At 40.3% G+C, this 19,053-nt stretch carries 17 protein-coding genes; 10 read left to right on the top strand and 7 right to left on the bottom strand.

Going from position 1 to position 19,053, the window contains the following annotated elements; translation table 11 throughout:
* Positions 1-199: 199 nt before the first annotated feature.
* The 4 genes from tsf to rplM all read right to left on the bottom strand — a co-directional run bounded on the left by tsf (position 200) and on the right by rplM (position 2,897).
* The gene (gene tsf / locus B4B65_RS07635) at positions 200-1,036 is read right to left on the bottom strand and encodes a translation elongation factor Ts (RefSeq protein ID WP_293914813.1); all 837 of its coding nucleotides are present in this window, start codon (positions 1,034-1,036) and stop codon (positions 200-202) included.
* 188 nt (positions 1,037-1,224) lie between these two features.
* A complete protein-coding gene (rpsB, locus tag B4B65_RS07640) occupies positions 1,225-2,037 on the bottom strand; it encodes a 30S ribosomal protein S2 (RefSeq protein WP_002993088.1) in 813 nt (270 codons plus the stop codon).
* Positions 2,038-2,055: 18 nt separating this feature from the next.
* On the bottom strand, positions 2,056-2,442 hold the full coding sequence (rpsI, locus tag B4B65_RS07645) for a 30S ribosomal protein S9 (protein WP_002993089.1): 387 nt from the start codon (positions 2,440-2,442) through the stop codon (positions 2,056-2,058).
* 11 nt (positions 2,443-2,453) lie between these two features.
* Positions 2,454-2,897 (bottom strand): 50S ribosomal protein L13, encoded by a 444-nt coding sequence (rplM, locus tag B4B65_RS07650; RefSeq protein ID WP_002993090.1) that lies wholly within the window; start codon positions 2,895-2,897, stop codon positions 2,454-2,456.
* A 254-nt stretch (positions 2,898-3,151) separates the two neighbouring features.
* Here rplM and B4B65_RS07655 point away from each other — a divergent pair, with 254 nt between their 5' ends.
* From B4B65_RS07655 to B4B65_RS07675, 5 genes are all read left to right on the top strand, one after another.
* Positions 3,152-4,873 (top strand): tetratricopeptide repeat protein, encoded by a 1,722-nt coding sequence (locus tag B4B65_RS07655; RefSeq protein WP_293914818.1) that lies wholly within the window; start codon positions 3,152-3,154, stop codon positions 4,871-4,873.
* Positions 4,863-5,645: a DUF4292 domain-containing protein gene (locus B4B65_RS07660; RefSeq protein ID WP_293914820.1), complete on the top strand. Its 783-nt coding sequence runs from the start codon at positions 4,863-4,865 to the stop codon at positions 5,643-5,645. Before B4B65_RS07655 ends, B4B65_RS07660 begins: the two co-directional genes overlap by 11 nt.
* A 104-nt stretch (positions 5,646-5,749) precedes the next feature.
* Positions 5,750-7,030, top strand: a complete 1,281-nt coding sequence (locus tag B4B65_RS07665; protein ID WP_293914822.1) for a murein hydrolase activator EnvC family protein — start codon at positions 5,750-5,752, stop codon at positions 7,028-7,030.
* A gap of 90 nt (positions 7,031-7,120) precedes the next feature.
* Positions 7,121-7,330 carry a twin-arginine translocase TatA/TatE family subunit gene (locus tag B4B65_RS07670; RefSeq protein WP_002993094.1) on the top strand — a complete coding sequence of 70 codons (210 nt, stop codon included), beginning with the start codon at positions 7,121-7,123 and terminating at the stop codon, positions 7,328-7,330.
* 207 nt (positions 7,331-7,537) lie between these two features.
* Positions 7,538-9,007, top strand: a complete 1,470-nt coding sequence (locus B4B65_RS07675; protein ID WP_293914824.1) for a lytic transglycosylase domain-containing protein — start codon at positions 7,538-7,540, stop codon at positions 9,005-9,007.
* 44 nt (positions 9,008-9,051) lie between these two features.
* Here B4B65_RS07675 and B4B65_RS07680 read toward each other — a convergent pair whose 3' ends face one another.
* Together B4B65_RS07680 and B4B65_RS07685 are read right to left on the bottom strand one after the other, a co-directional pair.
* Entirely contained in the window at positions 9,052-9,567 is a 516-nt protein-coding gene (locus B4B65_RS07680; protein ID WP_293914826.1) for a phosphoribosyltransferase family protein, read from the bottom strand.
* 95 nt (positions 9,568-9,662) lie between these two features.
* Positions 9,663-10,262: a C40 family peptidase gene (locus tag B4B65_RS07685; RefSeq protein WP_003011978.1), complete on the bottom strand. Its 600-nt coding sequence runs from the start codon at positions 10,260-10,262 to the stop codon at positions 9,663-9,665.
* 469 nt (positions 10,263-10,731) lie between these two features.
* Here B4B65_RS07685 and thrA point away from each other — a divergent pair, with 469 nt between their 5' ends.
* The 5 genes from thrA to B4B65_RS07710 all read left to right on the top strand — a co-directional run bounded on the left by thrA (position 10,732) and on the right by B4B65_RS07710 (position 18,076).
* Entirely contained in the window at positions 10,732-13,179 is a 2,448-nt protein-coding gene (gene thrA / locus B4B65_RS07690; RefSeq protein WP_293914829.1) for a bifunctional aspartate kinase/homoserine dehydrogenase I, read from the top strand.
* 50 nt (positions 13,180-13,229) lie between these two features.
* A complete protein-coding gene (locus tag B4B65_RS07695) occupies positions 13,230-14,210 on the top strand; it encodes a homoserine kinase (protein WP_293914831.1) in 981 nt (326 codons plus the stop codon).
* Positions 14,211-14,216: 6 nt separating this feature from the next.
* Positions 14,217-15,524, top strand: a complete 1,308-nt coding sequence (gene thrC / locus B4B65_RS07700) for a threonine synthase (RefSeq protein WP_293914833.1) — start codon at positions 14,217-14,219, stop codon at positions 15,522-15,524.
* A gap of 104 nt (positions 15,525-15,628) precedes the next feature.
* Positions 15,629-16,813 (top strand): class I SAM-dependent rRNA methyltransferase, encoded by a 1,185-nt coding sequence (locus B4B65_RS07705; protein ID WP_293914835.1) that lies wholly within the window; start codon positions 15,629-15,631, stop codon positions 16,811-16,813.
* A gap of 57 nt (positions 16,814-16,870) precedes the next feature.
* Positions 16,871-18,076: an MFS transporter gene (locus tag B4B65_RS07710; protein ID WP_201680257.1), complete on the top strand. Its 1,206-nt coding sequence runs from the start codon at positions 16,871-16,873 to the stop codon at positions 18,074-18,076.
* Between the two features lie 117 nt (positions 18,077-18,193).
* On the opposite strand, the gene B4B65_RS07715 is transcribed toward B4B65_RS07710, so the two are convergent.
* A complete protein-coding gene (locus B4B65_RS07715; RefSeq protein ID WP_201680256.1) occupies positions 18,194-18,958 on the bottom strand; it encodes an SGNH/GDSL hydrolase family protein in 765 nt (254 codons plus the stop codon).
* Between the last annotated feature and the right edge of the window lie 95 nt (positions 18,959-19,053).

Genomic DNA, 19,053 nt, shown 5'->3' on the forward strand with positions numbered 1-19,053 from the left:
AAAGGTTTGCGCAAATTAAATTTCAGTAGATTGCTGTTAAGTTAATAATTCACTCAAAATAACAAAATTTAAACTATTTAATGTTGTTTATGCAACTAAAATTTTGAATAAAAGTCAAGCCTGCTTTTTGAAGAGGGCAGGCTTGACGGGTATACTGCTTGAATAGCAGGAGGATGATTTCCTGCTGAGCAGTCAAAAATTATGCGCCTAACTGAACACGTTTGAAAGCGGAAACAGTCAATCCTTTAGCTACTGAGTCTAAGAATTGAGCGATATTTTTTGAAGAATCTTTTACGAACTCCTGGTTCAATAAAGTAGACTCTTTGTAGAATTTATTCAATTTACCTTGTGCAATTTTTTCTACCATTTCTTCTGGTTTTCCTTCTGCACGGATTTGCTCTTTAGCGATTTCTAATTCGCGTTCGATAGTTTTAGTATCAACACCATCTTTATCGATAGCAACCGGGTTCATCGCAGCGATTTGCATTGCTACGTCTTTACCAGCTTCTTCTACACCTTCACCAGCAGCAGAAAGACCTACCAATACACCTAGACGGTAGTTACCGTGGATGTAAGCGATCACTTCTTCAGCCTGAACAGCTTCGTATTTAGAAACTTCGATTTTCTCACCGATTTTACCAGTTTGCTCGATCAAAAGTTCAGCGATAGGGCGACCGTCAATTTCTAAAGCTTTAAGTGCGTCAAGAGAAGCAGGTTGGTTAGCGATAGCAACGTCAGCGATTGACTCAGCAAATGCTATGAAATCAGCATTTTTAGCTACGAAGTCAGTTTCACAGTTTACTTCAACTACAATACCGCTTTTCTTATCGGCAGAAGCTTTTGCAATGATTACTCCTTCGTTAGACTCGCGATCCTGACGGCTGGCAGCTACTTTAGCTCCTTTTTTACGCAGGTAATCGATAGCAGCTTCGAAATCACCATTTGCTTCTACTAATGCTTTTTTACAGTCCATCATACCAGCGCCTGTTTGTTGACGCAGTTTGTTTACATCTGATGCAGAAATTTGTACTGACATGTTATTTTTTATTTTTTATAAAATTACATTTTGAAAAGATCACAACTTCTTTTTTTGTGTTAAGCAATTGTGAATTGTTAAACCTTATTTCCGGGTTTTAACAAGAAAACCGGACAGATATGCGCCGTCTAAGGAAATCATGATCTCCACAAACTAACACAGGTCTATCCGGTTTAATATAGAAAATATTATTCTCCGTCTTTCGCTTTGCGAGGGCGTTTAGCACCAGCGTTAGCTTCTTGAGCTTCACCACCGTTGTCCACTTGCGCTTTAGCAGCTGCAGCTTCTTTTTCAGCTTCGTCCTCTTTGTCGCGTTTACGCTCATCTAATCCTTCTTGGATCGCCTTGCTGATAATACCTGCGATAAGGCTGATGGATTTAGTCGCATCATCATTTGCAGGGATAGGGAAGTCGATATTAGTAGGGTCAGAGTTTGTATCTACCATTGCAAAAGTAGGGATGTTCAATTTGATTGCTTCAGAAACAGCGATGTGTTCTTTTTTTACATCGATGATGAATAAAGCAGCCGGTAAACGGTTCAAGTCAGCGATACCGCCCAAAAGGCTTTCTAACTTAATACGTTCACGTTGAATCATCAATTTCTCTTTCTTAGACAATACGTCATAAGTACCATCTTTTTGCATTTTGTCGATGTTCGACATTTTTTTGATAGACTTACGTACTGTTGCGAAGTTTGTAAGCATACCACCTAACCATCTTTCAGTTACGAAAGGCATGTTTACTTCTTTCGCTTGTTGTGCGATGATTTCTTTTGCTTGTTTTTTCGTAGCTACGAATAAAACTTTACGACCTGATTTTACGATTTGTTTGATAGCTGAAGCAGCTTCTTCTAATTTCGTAAGAGTTTTGTTCAAGTCAATGATGTGGATACCGTTGCGTTCCATGAAAATGTACTTAGCCATTTTCGGATCCCATTTACGTGTAAGGTGACCAAAGTGCACACCTGCATCCAATAAGTCTTGATAAGTTGTTCTTGCCATTTTTTGATCCTCCTTTGATTAACGTTTACTGAATTGGAATCTTCTACGTGCTTTACGGCGTCCTGGTTTTTTACGCTCAACCATACGGTCATCACGCGTTACTAAACCTTTTGCACGTAATGCAGGTTTTACTGTAGCATCAAGCTCAATAAGTGCTTTTGCAATCGCAAGACGCACAGCCTCAGCCTGACCTTTTACACCTCCACCATTCACGTTAACATTGACATCATAATTTCCGGCAGCACCCGCTACTTCAGTAGACTGAGTAACGATGTATTGCAATGGCAATGTTGGGAAATATGTTTTGTAATCTTTACCATTTACGGTAATGTTTCCGCTACCAGCAGTTAAGTAAATGCGGGCAACAGCAGTTTTTCTTCTTCCTGAAGTGTTAGTTGTTGACATGTCGATTCTCCTTAAAATTTAACTGGTTTTGGATTTTGCGCATCATGTTTGTGCTCAGTACCAGCATAAACATAAAGGTTTTTAAACAATTGACGTCCTAAACGGTTTTTAGGAAGCATACCACGAACAGCTTTCTCAATGATGCGCTCAGGGTGTTTAGCCAATAATTCCTTAGGAGTGATGAAACGCTGACCACCTGGGTATCCAGTGTAGCGAACGTAAACTTTGTCACCTAATTTATCACCTGTCAATCTAATTTTGTCTGCATTGATAACAATAACGTTATCTCCGCAGTCTACGTGAGGGGTAAATGTTGGCTTGTGTTTTCCACGGATCACTTTCGCAATCTCGCTTGCCAAGCGCCCCAAAATCTCGCCTTCAGCATCAACAACAATCCACTCTTTGTTGACAGTGTTCTTGTTGGCAGAGACAGTTTTGTAACTTAACGTATTCACTTGCTTTTGATTAATTAATTAATAAAATGTTATTATCTTCTTTTCCTTTATCACAAAGGTCTGCAAAGGTACGTCAAATCTTTTTAATATAAAAGGTATTTCTTGTTTATTTTGCTGTAACTCAAACTTTCACATTTATTAACGCTTGCCCTATTAAACTTTTGCGTTCATTTGTCATCTTTTTACTAGCTATTGAGTACTTTAGTATATTATTCATACGAATGCGGTAATTCTTTAAAATAACATTATAATACATGGTGATAAAAACAAATCGTGCTTGCCGATACTTATTTGTTGTGCTGATGCTGGTTCTTCAGACAGGAGTTTATTCCAGTGCGGAAGCACAACAGAATGAAAAAAAACCTTATCAGGATCAACTGGTACTTATTGAAGCCAAACTCAGAAACGGCGAGTTTCAGGATGCATTCCGGATCATGGATGAAATCACCGCTAAATACCCCAACGCTGATGAAGTGTACTACGGAAAAGCATTGTTGTACGGACAATTTCGTAATTATGATGCCGCAGTATCCAATATTCAACAGGCTATAACACTTAATAAAGATCTTCGCTATTATAATTTTCTGATCGACGTATACAAGTCCAGACAGGATTATGATAATGCCCTTAGCGTACTGGATCAGGTGATCGCTGAAAAGCCCGATGTTCCGCAGGCGTACAGAGAGAAGATTATGCTGCTTCATATGCGGAAAAGATCGGATGAAGCCCTGACTTTCTATGAAAGTACAAAGAAAAAATTCGGCGTATCGGATACATTAGACCTGTTGAAAGCAGAGATTTTAATGAGTCAGAATAAAAATGAGGAAGCAAAGCAGATTCTCAAATCCTGGGAACAGAAAAGCAGCCCGCTTCGTCAGGTATACAGCACATTGTCCTATTTATATATACGGGATAAAGATGCCAAACAGGCAATAGCTACAGTTGAAAAAGGTATCGGTATTACGCATGATGATCTGCTGTATCTGGATATGGCTGATGCCTATTCTGCTGCGAAAAACCAAAAGCAGGCGTATGCTTACCTGAAAAAAGCGTTCGAATCGGACAAAATTGATTTTCAGGAAAAAAATCGCGTTGTACACGCTTTGCTGATCAGAGAGAATGGATTCACACTGGATCAGTTACAGGATCTGACAAATGTGCTGGTCTTGAAACATCCCCGTATGGCGGAAAGTCATATGGCCAAAGGGGATGTTATGTGGAGACGTAAAGATCCACAGGGTGCCCGTTCTTTATTTCTGGTAGCGGTAGGGATCAATCCGGCAAATATTGACGGATGGCGTATGCTTATTAATACAGATATGGCACTTCGGGAAGTAGATGTAGCTATTGTACACGGTATGGAGGGATTGCGGGCTAATCCGAATAATCCTACGCTGTTATATTTTACTGGACTTGCCTATCTCATGAAAGATGATAAGGATAATGCTCGTGAGCTATTGGAACAGGCATTGAATAACAGTGAGAATGAGAATAAATTTGTACAATCCAATATTTATGCAGCATTAGGAGATGTGTATCATCAGTTGAAAATGGAGTCAGCTTCTGATGTGGCTTACGAAGAAGCGATCAAGCTGGACAGTACCAATGTTACTGCAATGAATAATCTGGCCTATTATTTATCACTTCGTAAAAAGGACCTGGAGAAAGCAGCTACGTACTCCAAGTTGTCAAATGAACTGGAGCCTACCTCTGCGACATTTCAGGATACATATGCATGGGTCTTATTTCAACAGGAAAAATACAGTGAAGCATTAGTATGGATTGAACGCTCCATTAAGAATTCGGCTCAGGCTTCTGCAACCTTACTCGATCATTACGGAGATATTCTGTTTCACGTCGGAAGAGAAAAAGATGCAGTAAAGCAATGGGAGAAAGCATTGGTTCTGGCAGATTCTGAAGATATAGATAAAGAAAAACTTTCAATTAAAATAAAAAACAGAAAATATGTGGAGTAAATGGAGCATAGGATTGATGGTGATGGTACTGACATTATATTCCTGTAAGAGTAAAAAGAATATCCCGGGTAAGGAACAGCCGAAAGTCGTGTCACCTATAAATTCAACTGCCGATGCGATCAAAACATTTGAGTTGAGTAATCTGGACTTTCACACATTCTCCGGAAAAGCAAAAAGTACAATTGCGCTGGGAGATAAGTCGTATGATGCCACGGCGAATGTGCGAATAGAGCGGAATAAGGCGATATGGATATCGGTTACCTCTTTTCTTTCGATTGAAGTCGCACGTATCCTGATCACACCGGATAGTATCAAGATATTGAATAAACTGCAGGGAGAGTATATCTCCAAACCTTTCAGCTATGTATATCAGTATACAAACCGGGCTGTTACATTTTCTAATCTTCAGGATATTCTGATAGGCAATGTATCTTCCTCATTACTTAATACGGACAACCTGCAGATGGCCAGCAGTTCACAGGATACACAAATGGTCGGTATTAAAGATGGTATGAGATTTCATTATATTATCAATACGGATAATCGTCCTGTTACCTTTCGCTTGTCAGAAGACGGACGTAATCAAAAGCTTGAAGCTATATATGGTCAACATTCTGTGGTGTCGGGATACAATTTTCCACAAAAATTACGTTTGAATCTGATAGGAGAGAACGCCAAGGTGACTGCAGATATGGTCTTTAATAAGGTTACTTTTAATGAAATTCTGGAATTACCATTTAATGTGCCTTCAAAATATAAGGTAATAAATTAGTGAATATTAGTGTATAATGCGTTAGTTTTATTACTTTCGCAAACTGTAGTTCTTTATCTTTATGTGTTTCATATGGAGGTAAAGGGAGTAATGAAAATCAGTTCATGGGTTTTAAAAAAGTATTATTAAGCATATTAGCACTGTTTTTTGTAGTGACTGCGAGTAAGGCACAGAGTAGTGCTTTATTACAGAAGCAAAGAGAGCAATTGACCAAAGAGATTGCCGAATTACAAAAAGTATTGCAAAATACCACTAAAGAGAGAAAACTTTCCCAGCAGGAGGTCAATGCACTGAGTAAGCAATTGAATCTTCGTGAGGAGAAAATTTCTACTATCAATGCTGAAGTACGGTTGATCGATAATCAAATCTCCAGTAATAATAAAGCTGTAGATGCGCTGAAAGCTGAGCTCGAAAAGCTGCGAAAGGATTATGAGAAAATGATCATGTTCGCATTCCGGAATAAAAATGCCTATAGTAAGATGATGTTTATCTTTGCATCTAAAGATTTTAATCAGGCTTACCGTCGTGTAAAATATCTTCAGCAATTTAACGATTCCAGAAAAATAAAGGCAGACGAAATAGAGGCAACTCAAAACAAGATCAAACAAAAAATTGCACAGCTTCAGGCCGACAAAAATAAAAAGAATGTCCTGCTGAAAGATCAGCAAAATGAACGCTCTGTAATCGCTAAAGATAAGGCTGAGCATTCGAAAGTGCTGAATGAGCTCGCATCTCAGGAGCGTAATGTGAAATCGCAACTGAGTAAAAAGCAACAGCAGGAACGTAAGCTGGCCGCACAAATTAAGGCTGCCATCGCACGTGAGATCGCGGAAGAAAGAAGAAGAGCAGAAGCTGAGCGCAAGCGTCTTGCCGAAGCTGAAGCCCGTAAAACGGGTAAAACAGTAGCCGAAGTAGAGAAAAACACCAAACGCAAATCAGACGGAGAAGTGTTAAAATCTACACCGGAGGCAGCTCGTTTATCTGCTGATTTCAAATCAAACAGAGGAAGGCTCCCTTGGCCGGTAGGACAGGGTAATATCATCCGCAAGTTTGGTATGGGGTCTTACGGAAGAAATGTAACGGTGTACAATCCGGATATCGTTATCCGTACAGGTGAAAATGCGACGATTAAAGCAGTATTCCCGGGTACGGTGGTGCAGGCCTTTACATCGGCAGGTTCCGGTAACGTTATTATAAACCATGGAGAGTATTTTACCGTATATAGTGATATGAAAGGATTATCTGTTTCCAAGGGACAAAAAGTTTCTGCAGGACAGGCTATAGGTACAGCAGGAGAGGATACAGAGGAAGGTATTTCACTTGTCAAATTCTCTATCTTCCAAGGAATGACGGAGTTAAATCCGGAATCTTGGCTGGCAAGATAACAGAAATAAAAAATTAAATGTTTACCTTTGGAAGATTTACCGGGGGTGATTAAAGCAATAGGGCATAAAAAATAAACACAAAAATAGATTATGTTAACATCAGGGCTATTATTTATAGGAACGCAAGAGATTATTATCATTGTAATCTTGGTTCTGTTATTATTTGGGGGTAAAAAGATTCCTGAATTAATGCGTGGATTGGGACGTGGAGTGAAAGAGTTTAAGGATGGTCAGCGGGAAGAGCCTACTGAGTCCGGTAACAATACGAATAACAAAGAAAATTCAAATAACGCCCACTAATGGACGTCCAGAACAAAAGATTCCAATGTGATCAGATCTCAAAGGAATCTTTTGTTTTTTCAACCGTTTTCAAAAGCTGAAAAGGGATATCCAGCCTTTGAAAAGACCGAAATTATAAACATGCATGGAAGTACAGCTTATGTTTCAAAAAACACAGGCTATTATAGAATAAGGGTTCAATCTTATTTTATGCATTAAATTGATCTTATGGTTAAAATGAAAGTGACGACCCTGTCTTTATTTGGCTTTTTGTGCATCGCACAGGCTAATGTTCAAGGTCAATCCTCTTCATCTTTTAAAGATGATCTACAAACTACACTTCTGCAAAATCTGGCAGATGAAAACACACAGATCTTAAAGGAACTTGACAGTATTAAATTTGTCAACGCCGGAGAAAAAAACGTCGATAATGTCGTTTTTGATATTCAGGATGTGGGAATGGTCCGTAAATTACTCTCTCTCCAGCGGGAAGTACCGTTAAATTACAATGCTCAGGTACGTAATTATATAGAACTGTACAGTTCTAAAAATTATAAACCGCATATGAGTAAGATGCTGGGACTGGGGCAGTATTATTTCCCGATCTATGAAAAGATATTCAAAGAGATGAATGTTCCGGATGAGATCAAATACCTGTCTATTGTTGAATCAGCACTCAATCCTCACAGTGTATCACGCGTAGGAGCGACCGGACCGTGGCAGTTTATGTACGGGACAGCCAAATCTTATAATCTGATCATGGATAATTATCTGGATGAGCGGAAAGATCCTTATGCTTCATGCTATGCTGCCGCCAAATACATGCAGGATTCTTATCAGGAATTCGGAGACTGGCTCGTGGCTATCGCATCGTATAATTGTGGAAAAGGAAATATCAAACGTGCAATAGCTAAATCAGGAAAGACGAATCCCAACTTCTGGGAATTATCCGCCTATCTTCCAAGAGAAACCCGTAATTATGTGCCTGCATTTATTGCTATGACATATATGATGGGATATGCAGCTGAAAATAATATTGAAGCTGCTACAACAGATTATCATTTGGCAACAGATATGATGATGGTTGACAAATCTCTTAATCTGAACAGCATTGCTCAGGCGCTTAACCTGTCAGAAGAGGCTTTAAAAAGGCTCAATCCCGGGTATAAGAAAGGAATTGTGAATGGTACCGCAGAGATGCCACGCAGGCTTGTTATACCTAAATTGGCAGGTATGGATGAAGAGAAGCTTTATACGGCTCTTAATTCGCCTGTAGAGTCTATGGCTGCAGTTGTAGAAGCCGCTAATGATGATCTGCGTGTATCTCCTAATGCGATGACCAGACACCGTGTGAGAAAGGGTGAGACGCTGCAGAGTATTTCCAGAAAGTTTGGGGTCAGTGTACAAAACCTGAAAGCATGGAATGATATTTCCTCCAGTCGTGCTCCGGTAGGACGTACACTTATCGTGTCCAGTCCGGGAGTTAACGAACGCTTAGCGAGCCGTGTCAGTAAGAATAAGGCCAGTGCCAGTAAAAAATCTACCAGCAGCTATCTGAGCTATACAGTAAAGAGAGGGGATACGTTGTCGGATATCGCCAACAAGTATAAAGGTGCTACCGTAAGCAATATTAAGGCAGACAATGGACTGAGTAGCAGTAAACTCAAACCCGGAATGAAATTGAAAATCAAGAAATAGAAAAACGAACGTTTTTCATATAAGAATACAAGGATGCGGTCCGGTTATACTAACCAGGCCGCATCTTCTGTTTTATCATATTCTTCCAAAGTCACTTCGACGTGTTCCTTTAGGATAGTCGAAAGCTTCAGACCGTAATAATCACTGAAAATAGGGAACTTGTGATGACTTCTGTCAATCAGTACGGCAGTTCTCATCTTCTTCAACGGAACGTCCAGAAAGATGCCTAAGCCATACGCTAAAGCTCTTCCGCTGTTCAGTACATCATCGACAAGGATTACCACTTTATCTTTCGCTGTAGAGGCTGCTACGTCTGTAGAACCAACTAGGCTTCGGCTGGTCTTGTTGATCGTTACTTTGATCAGCTCGATTGACTTTTCAGGCGCTAACGTAACCAGAATTTTCTGAAGACGCTGAGCGAAGATATAACCTCTGTCCGCAATGCCCACAATGACGATTGCCTTTTCCTCAAAATTATCTTCAAGTATCTGATAGGCAATACGGATTGACTTTTGTTTGATTTGCTCTTTATTTAGAATAAGGGTTTTTTTTGAAGACATACGGCTCAAATTTTACTGAGGTAAAAATAAGAAATCTTTTAAACAAAAAAGTCCGATTGCAAGAACAATCGGACTTTTGAATACTGTTTTATTGATTAATTGACAGTTGCTTTTCTTTCTTTAAGAAGATCTGCAGTCAATACTCTTCCAATTTCTTCTGAATTTTCAATCGGCATACGTCCGCCGTTGTAGTAGTAACGCTTCCAGTAAGCTTCATTCAGATTACTGATCATAACACCTTTACTGGATGAAGCGTGTGCAAATTTGTCATCTCCAAGGTATACACCTATGTGTGTGATGCTTTTGCTTCTGATTTTAAAGAAAACCAAATCTCCCGCTTTTAGTTCACTTTTACCGATAGGATCTACCTGTGTGTAGATATTGCGGCTATTGTAACCGATAGAAGTGTTAAAAACCTTATCGTATAGTTCGTATGCAAACTTCGAGCAGTCAATACCTCTTTTGGAATCGCCTCCTAGACGGTAAGGAGTACCGATCCAGTCGTATACAAATTGATAAAGTTTGGTATTTGTAGTTGCTGAAACAGCTACACCCATGATTTGCGAGAAATAATCTTTTGCTAAGTTATCAGGATCGGCTGATTCTGATTTGGATTGGGTTTTGGTTGATTGTGCCTGCGACACTAGACATAAGCCTATAAATAGCACTAAAGCTACTATTTTCTTTGTTTTCATTCAATCGCTTTATTAATACAACTTTAAACTTTTACATGTGCACTGTATATTTTATTCTACAGCACTGTCGCAAAACTAAGTCATTCTACTTAGCAATCCAAACTTTTTGACGCAGATTTAACAATTCTTTAACCTTTTTTAACAATTCAGAACCTGAGCTTTCTGAGCTGTATAAAACTATATTTCATTAAAAAATCAACGAAACATAGCTTTAAAGGCGAATTTGATAAAAAAGATAAAATATTTTTGAATATTTCGAAATTAATATCCTACCTTTAGCACAAGCAAAAAACAGAAATGAATTTTAACACTATTACTACATCGATTATTATTACCACCGGGGGCATATACGCGGAGGAAGTAGTTTCTATGTATTAAAAAGTGTACATAATATTGATGAAAACGCCTTCCTCCGCAAAGAGGAAGGCGTTTTTTGTTTTAATCAGTCAACTAAACAGTATAATTAAATATGAAAGTTCTAAAATTCGGTGGTACATCAGTAGGCTCAGCAGACAGCATCCGGTCTGTGCTCGCCATTGTAACAGCAGCTTATCAGGCGGGGGAGAAACCATTAGTCGTATTATCTGCTATGTCAGGTATTACCAATCTGCTAACGCAAATGGCAGAAGAGGCAGCTGAGGGCAAACCATTTGAGTCCGGTATAAAAGTTCTCGAAGAGAAACACTTTGAAGTGGTTCGAAAACTGATCGCTGTAAAATTCCAGAATCCTGTTTTTACTAAATTGAAACTGTTCTTCAATGAAATAGAAGACCTGCTTCAGGGAATCTATGCTCTCCGTGAGCTAAGTAATCAAAGTCGCGATCTGGTGGTGAGTTATGGTGAGCGCTGTTCGACTTTTCTGGTGTCAAAAATAGCGGAGCAACATCTGGAGGAAGCCTTGTTTGTAGATGCGTCACATTATATCAAGACAAATTCAAATTTTGGACATGCCAGTGTCAATGACGAAATCACCGACCAGCTGATCAAGGCACTTGCCAATACCAATGCTGATAAGCTTATGTTTGTAACCGGATTTATCGGTTCTAACGAAAACGGGCGTATTACCACTTTAGGTCGCGGAGGGTCGGATTATACAGCTGCTATATTCGGATCCGTACTCAATGCTTCAGCTATAGAGATATGGACGGATGTAAACGGAATGCTGACTGCAGATCCGCGTATTGTGAAGAAAGCATTTTCTTTACCGGTTCTCTCTTATACAGAAGCAATGGAACTTTCTTACTTTGGTGCCAAGGTGATTTATCCGCCGACCATGATTCCTGCATTCCTGAAGAAAATACCGATTATTATCCGCAATACATTCCAGCCGGAATTTGAAGGAACAGTTATTCAGTTTGACAGTGGAAAGACCAGCTATCCGATAAAAGGTATTTCTTCTATCAGCGATATTTCTGTGATTAATCTGAGCGGTTCAGGTATGATCGGCAAATCCGGTTTTAGTGGTCGTCTGTTCACCTTACTTGCCAGAGAGCAGATCAATGTCGTATTGATTACGCAGTCTTCTTCCGAGCACAGTATTACCTTTGCCGTACATCCGGATGATGCACGTAAAGCTTTACACCTTATCGAAGCAGAGTTTGAGCTGGAACTGGAAGCCAATAAACTGGTGCGACCGGAAATTGAAAATGATCTTTCTGTCTTAGCTATTGTGGGTGAGAATATGAAGAAAACTCCTGGAATGTCAGGTAAACTGTTTGCCGCACTGGGAAGAAACGGTATTAATGTACGTGCAATCGCTCAGGGATCTTCTGAATTTAATATTTCGGTAATTATCTCCAAGATAGATCTGGCAAAAGCATTGAATGCTGTTCATGATGCTTTCTTTGCAGAGTTAAAGAAGACATTACATGTCTTTAATCTGGGAACAGGAAATATCGGATCTACATTATTCAAACAACTGGAGAATCAACATGATTTCCTTTCTGATAAAAACGATATTGATATCAAGGTAGTGGGAATATCAAATAGCCGGAAGATGATTTTCAGTGAATCAGGAATTAATCTGGGTAACTGGGAAGCGGATCTGAACGAAAATGGTATAGATGCTGATTTGCCGCTGTTTGTAGAAAAGATGAAAGCAATGAATCTGCCCAACTGTGTTTTTATAGATAATACAGCTAGCAAAGTCCCTTCTTCCTATTATGAAGATATCTTCAGATCCAATATCTCTATTGTCACCTGCAATAAAATTGCGAATTCAGGTAAATATGAGCAGTATAAGTCTCTGCACGATACAGCACGTAAATATGGCGTAGATTTCTTCTATGAAACAAATGTAGGTGCGGGATTACCGATTGTACGCGTCCTTAAAGATTTAATGATGAGCGGCGACCGTATTATCAAAATAGAAGCGATTCTCTCGGGTACCATATCCTATATTTTCAATAACTTTAAAGATAATGCTTCATTCTATGATGTGGTAATGAAAGCTCAGGAACTGGGATATACAGAGCCGGATCCGCGTGATGACCTTGGTGGAGTGGATTTTATGCGTAAGATGCTGATTCTGGCTCGTGATGCAAGTCATGTTATTGAATCTGAAGATGTAGATCTGGGTGCCATTTTGCCGGAAGCCTGTCTGCAGGCAGATAGTGTTGCTTCTTTTTATGAAGAACTGAAAAAAGAAGATGCGTATTTCGAAGCATTAAAAGCAAAAGCTAAGGCTGAAAATAAAGTAATCCGTTATATTGGTAAACTGGAAAATGGAAAAGTTGCCATTTCCGTACAGTTGGTAGATGAGACACACCCGTTCTATTCACTTTCGGGAAGTGACAATATTATCTCCTTTACAACCGAACGGTATAAGGAACGTCCCCTTGTTGTCAAGGGGCCGGGAGCGGGTGCTGAGGTGACAGCTGCAGGTGTATTTGCGGACCTGGTAAACGTCGGCGCTTAATCCTGATAACTGAAATACAATTACTGAATATTAATTACTAAACATAGACAATGGAACTATCGCAGCTGAAAAAGGATATCGATCTGGAAAAGATGTTGGAGGAAATACGAGTATTTGCCCCGGCAACTGTTGCCAATATGATCTGCGGATTTGATATTCTGGGTTTTGCACTGGACGAGCCTGGTGATGAGGTCATCATGAAAAAGTCTTCGAAACCCGGAGTAGTGATTACCGAGATAACAGGAGATGACGGTCGTTTGCCCTTAGATCCTGAAAAAAATACAGTATCGGCATGTGTACAATTTCTGCTGCAGAATCTGGGCTTGCAGCATGAGGTCGGTGTCGAAATCAAATTACACAAACATATGCCTATAGGTTCCGGATTGGGTTCCAGTGCAGCCAGTACTGTTGCGGGGCTGTTTGCCATCAATGCTTTGTTGGGAAGTCCGCTTTCCAGGAAGGAGCTTCTTCCGTACTGTGTAGAAGGCGAACGACTGGCCTGTGGTACAGGTCATGCCGACAATGTGGCACCAGCTCTATTTGGGGGTATTACTCTGATTCGCAGCACCGAACCTCTGGATGTTATATCCTTGCCTACTCCAAAAGAGTTATTTGCAGCAGTTGTATTTCCACAGGTGGATGTACCGACAAGAGACGCACGTCAACTGATTAAAGAAAAAGTATTACTGAAAGATGCTGTGACACAATGGGGAAATATTGCAGGTCTGGTAGCTGGCTTGTTTAAGGAAGATTATGCCCTGATCGCAAGGAGTATGCACGATGTACTGATCGAACCTACACGTGCTATTCTGATACCGCAATTTTATGAAATGAAGCAAATTGCGCTGGAAGAAGGTGCATTGAGCTTTGGGATATCGGGCTCAGGTCCTTCTGTAGTAGCAGTGACAAGAGACAGAACCATAGCTGAAAATATCAAAGCACGTATACAGCATCACCTGAATGAATCCGAAATAGAAAGTTTCGGATATGTATCATCCGTCAATGTAGAAGGACCTAAAGTTTTAAACTAACAGAAAATGAAATTATACAGTACTCAAAATAAAGACCTGCGTGTATCCTTCAAAGATGCCGTATTCAATTCACTGCCCGCAGACAAGGGCCTTTATATGCCAGAAGTTATTCCCCAGCTGGACCCTATGTTTATCCGTAACATTCAGCAATACTCTTTAGAAGAGATTGCGTTTACGGTTGCCCATGCTTTGATCGGGCAGGATATCCCGGCTGATGATCTTAAAAAGATCATTAAAGATGCCATTAATTTTGATGCGCCTGTCCGGTTTTTGAGTAAGGACACAGCAGTGTTGGAATTGTTTCACGGTCCGTCTTATGCTTTTAAAGATTTCGGAGCTCGCTTTATGAGTCGTGTTATGGGATATTTCTCTCAATCTGATGATAAGTTGTTAGATGTACTGGTCGCTACATCCGGTGATACCGGAGGTGCTGTAGCATTAGGCTTTTTAGGCGTAGAAGGGACAAGGGTAACGATTCTGTATCCAAAAGGAAAAGTTTCCGAAGTACAGGAGCAGCAACTTACCACAAATGGTCAGAATATACGGGCACTGGAAGTGGACGGTACATTTGATGATTGTCAGGCACTGGTGAAGAGGGCATTTAATGATGCCGGACTGAATGCAGAATTGCGACTGACATCAGCCAATTCTATTAATATAGCTCGTCTGATTCCTCAGACCTTTTATTATTTCTATGCCTATGCGCAATTAAAGGCACAGGGAATCAATCAGGTTGTGTTCAGTGTACCGAGCGGTAATTTTGGAAATATAGGTGCTGGATTGCTGGCTTATAAGATGGGACTTCCTGTTGAAAAGTTTGTGGCCGCAACCAATGTCAATGATACAGTTCCGAGGTTCCTGTCTTCCGGACAGTATCAGCCTAAACCTTCAGTACAGACACTGGCCAATGCTATGGATGTAGGTGATCCGAGCAACTGGGTACGTATACTGGATCTGTTTGATCAGGATCTGGAGGCTTTAAAGGAAGTTGTTACATCTTATACTTACGATGATGAGGCAACTAAAGCTGCGATGAAACAACTTTATCTGGCTTATGAATATGTCGCTTGTCCGCATACCGCTATTGCCTGGTTAGCTTCACAAGCTTATCTGGGTGAGCATCCGGGACAGTATGCTTCAGTGTTTCTTTCTACAGCACATCCCTGCAAATTTCCGGATGCAATCGACGCCGATGTATATGAAAAAGTTGAACTTCCGGAAGGAGCCGAAACGCTTGCAGGAAAGGAAAAACTGGCAAAAGAATTACCGGTTGATTATGACTTGTTCAAAGCATATTTGTTAGAAAATAACTAAACAATAAATGGCTTCTCAAAGAAGTCATTTATTGTTTTACCAAAATCATATACTTGTTACGAAGTGCTGTCTCCTTTTTTTAATATTTGCTTACCTTTGCGACGATGAAATCAGTCATACTCAATAAAGGCAAGGATAAAGCTGCCTGGCAATTGCACCCGTGGGTGTTTTCCGGAGCAGTAAACAATGTCTCCGGCAATGTAGAAAACGGAGAAGTCGTTTCTGTATTCAACAGCGATCGTGAATTTATTGCTTATGGAATCTACCATAACCAGTCGCGTGTGGCTGTTCGTTTGCTGGAATGGCATCCGGATGTAACTATTGATGAAAATTGGTGGCGCAATCGCATCCGTAAGGCTGTGGAAGCCCGTCAACACCTGTTGACTGCTGATACCAATACAATCCGTCTGATTTTTGCAGAAGCTGATTTTATACCGGGACTTATTGCAGATAAGTATGCCGATTACATTTCGATTCAGGTGCATGCTGCAGGTACGGAGAATGTAAAAGCGGTGATCATAGATGAACTTACCCGGTTACTTCAACCCAAAGGAATATACGAACGTAGTGATCTGAAGTCACGTGAGCACGAAGGTCTTCCCAATACGAACGGTCTCCTGTCCGGCGAATTACCTCCGGAGTTTGTGGATGTTGTGGAAAATGGCATCCGCTATAAGGTGAATATTATAGATGGACAAAAATCCGGTTTCTATTGCGATCAGCGTGAAAACAGATTTCTGACTGCACAATATGTGAAAAACAAAAGAGTACTGGACTGTTTTTGTTATTCAGGAGGCTTTACCTTGAATAGCATACAGCAAGGAGCAGCTAGTGTTACTGCTGTGGACAGCTCGGCTCTGGCGATCGAGACATTAGAACGCAATATGGTTGTCAACGGATTTGATACTTCCGGTCATCAGTTTATCTTATCGGATGTGAATAAGCAGTTGCGTACTTTTATTGAAGAGGAGGCTAAATTTGATGTGGTAATCCTGGATCCACCCAAATATGCGCCCTCAAGATCTTCATTGGAAAAAGCATCCAGAGCATATAAAGATCTTAACAGAAGAGGGATGATGCTGTTGGAAAGCGGAGGATTGCTGGCTACTTTCTCCTGTTCAGGTGCCATGGATATCAGCACATTCAAACAGGTCATTGCCTGGGCCGCACTCGATGCAGGGAAGGAAATTCAGTTTATAAGACAATTTCATCAACCTGAAGATCATCCCGTCCGGGCTTCCTTCCCCGAAGGTGAATACCTCAAGGGTTTATTGGTACGAATACTTTAACAATATTTAGGAAGGCTGTAGAGGAACAGCCTTTTTGTTTTTAATTTATATTTTATTATGGTTGCTAATTTTAAAGATAACAAACCTGTTTTTTCAATTCTTTTTGCCGTAAGTTTTATTCACCTGCTCAATGACTTTGTTCAGGGCATTATTCCTTCCGTGTATCCTTTGCTGAAGGACGAACATCATCTGACTTTCTCCCAGATCGGGATGATTACCTTTGTTTATCAGATGGCAGCATCTATCTTTCAACCTGTAGTAGGATCTTTTACAGATAAGCGACCTCAGCCGTATTCTCAGATTATTGGAATGGCATTTTCATTAGTAGGACTTATCCTGTTTTCGTATGCACATAGTTATGAGATTATTCTGATTTCTGTGTTTCTGGTAGGTGTCGGATCTTCTATTTTTCACCCCGAGTCGTCCAGGGTAGCATACATGGCTTCCGGAGGCAAGAGAAGTCTTGCTCAATCTATCTTCCAGATCGGAGGTAATGCCGGAACAGCGCTTGCACCTATTCTGGTTGCATTTTTTATTCTTCCCAAAGGACAGCAAGCTATTGTCTGGTTTGCCATTGTTCCTATTTTAGGTAAGGTAGTTGCACTGTATATCGGTAAATGGTACAGCCGTAAATTAGAGCATCGTACCACCGTCAAGAATAAGACAATCAGCGTACCGGATCTTTCTAACAAGAAGATCACTTTGTCTGTCGTAGTCCTGCTTCTGTTGATCATCTCTAAATATTTTTATATTGCCAGTATTACCAACTACTTTCAGTTCTTCACAATGGAAAAGTTTGGTATCTCTGAAGTACAGGCACAGGTATTCTTATTTTACTTTCTGATAGCAGTGGCTGTAGGAACTTTGTTGGGGGGTATATTTGGAGACCGTTTTGGCCGTAAATATGTGATCTGGTTTTCTGTACTTGGAGTAGCACCCTTTTCGTTAGCTCTTCCGTACGTTGACTTTACAACGACCGGTATTCTTATCGTGATTATAGGATTGATCCTGTCGTCTGCATTTCCGTCAATTATTGTATATGCACAGGAGCTGCTTCCACGCAAGTTAGGAATGGTGTCAGGATTGTTTTATGGATTTGCTTTTGGTATGGGCGGGTTAGGATCTGCATTGTTAGGCTGGTACGCTGACCATACATCTATTACCTTTATCTACCATATCTGTTCGTATTTACCATTGATTGGTATTGTAGCCTATTATCTTCCGGATCTGCAAAAAACTACATACAGAGACGTAGAACTTTAATAATCTGTAGTTCATAACTCTGTTTAAAAATGAAATGACCTCGTTAGCTGCTCTTGTTAACGAGGTCATTTTAGTATAAGTAAGGCGAATACACGCCGGCATTTCCGGTATACAGGATTATTTAATGGTATTTAACCAGGATTCTGCCATTAATGTTGCTCCTGCAAGACTGGTGTGTACGCCATCCGTAGTCCAGTAATTGCCCGGAGCCTCAGCGAGTGCCTTGTCAAAAATAGTCTGATAAGGGATCAGGATAGCTTTAAATTCTTTTGCAACATCACGTGCCGCCTGTTGATAGCCTTCAAAAGCAGGATACCATGCATCAGTTACATGTTTTACCCCTTTCAGACCGAAAGGTTCCCCGATAATAAGCTGTACGTTGGGTAATTGTTTCAATGTGTCATCCAGAAGTTTCTGATATTGCTCTTTATACTGTTGTGCCGTATTGCTGGCACCGCTATCCATTGTCCTCCAGAAATCATTAACGCCGATCAGGATGCTCAGGATAGTAGGTTTGATATCAAAAGTATCTCTTTGCCAGCGTTTCTGCAGATCCGGCACCCGGTTACCGCTGATCCCCTTATTAAAAATCTTGATATTTTTGGAAGCATGTTCAGACAAGAGACTGCCCGCCGCTAATAATGCATAGCCACTGCCGAATGCGGAAGTTTCATTCGGATTGGGATTATCTTTCTGACGCCCCGCATCTGTAATGGAGTCTCCCTGAAAAAGGATAATATCGTTTTTCTTAATGCTGATCTGATTACCTTTTGCCGGTAAGGACAAATTGTTTTCACGACCTTGTAGTAATGAGGTGCCGGCTACAGCTGCACCTACGGTGAGCAGACTTTTGCTGATAAAAGATCTTCTGTTTGTGTTCATGATAGAGGTTTATGCTTATCTAAGATAAGCATTGATTGTTGTAATCATAGTTTTAAAATGGGATTTATTTGGTAATAAGATTGTTATAGAATACT

This window comes from Sphingobacterium sp. UBA5789 (assembly GCF_002418355.1).
Lineage (GTDB): Bacteria > Bacteroidota > Bacteroidia > Sphingobacteriales > Sphingobacteriaceae > Sphingobacterium.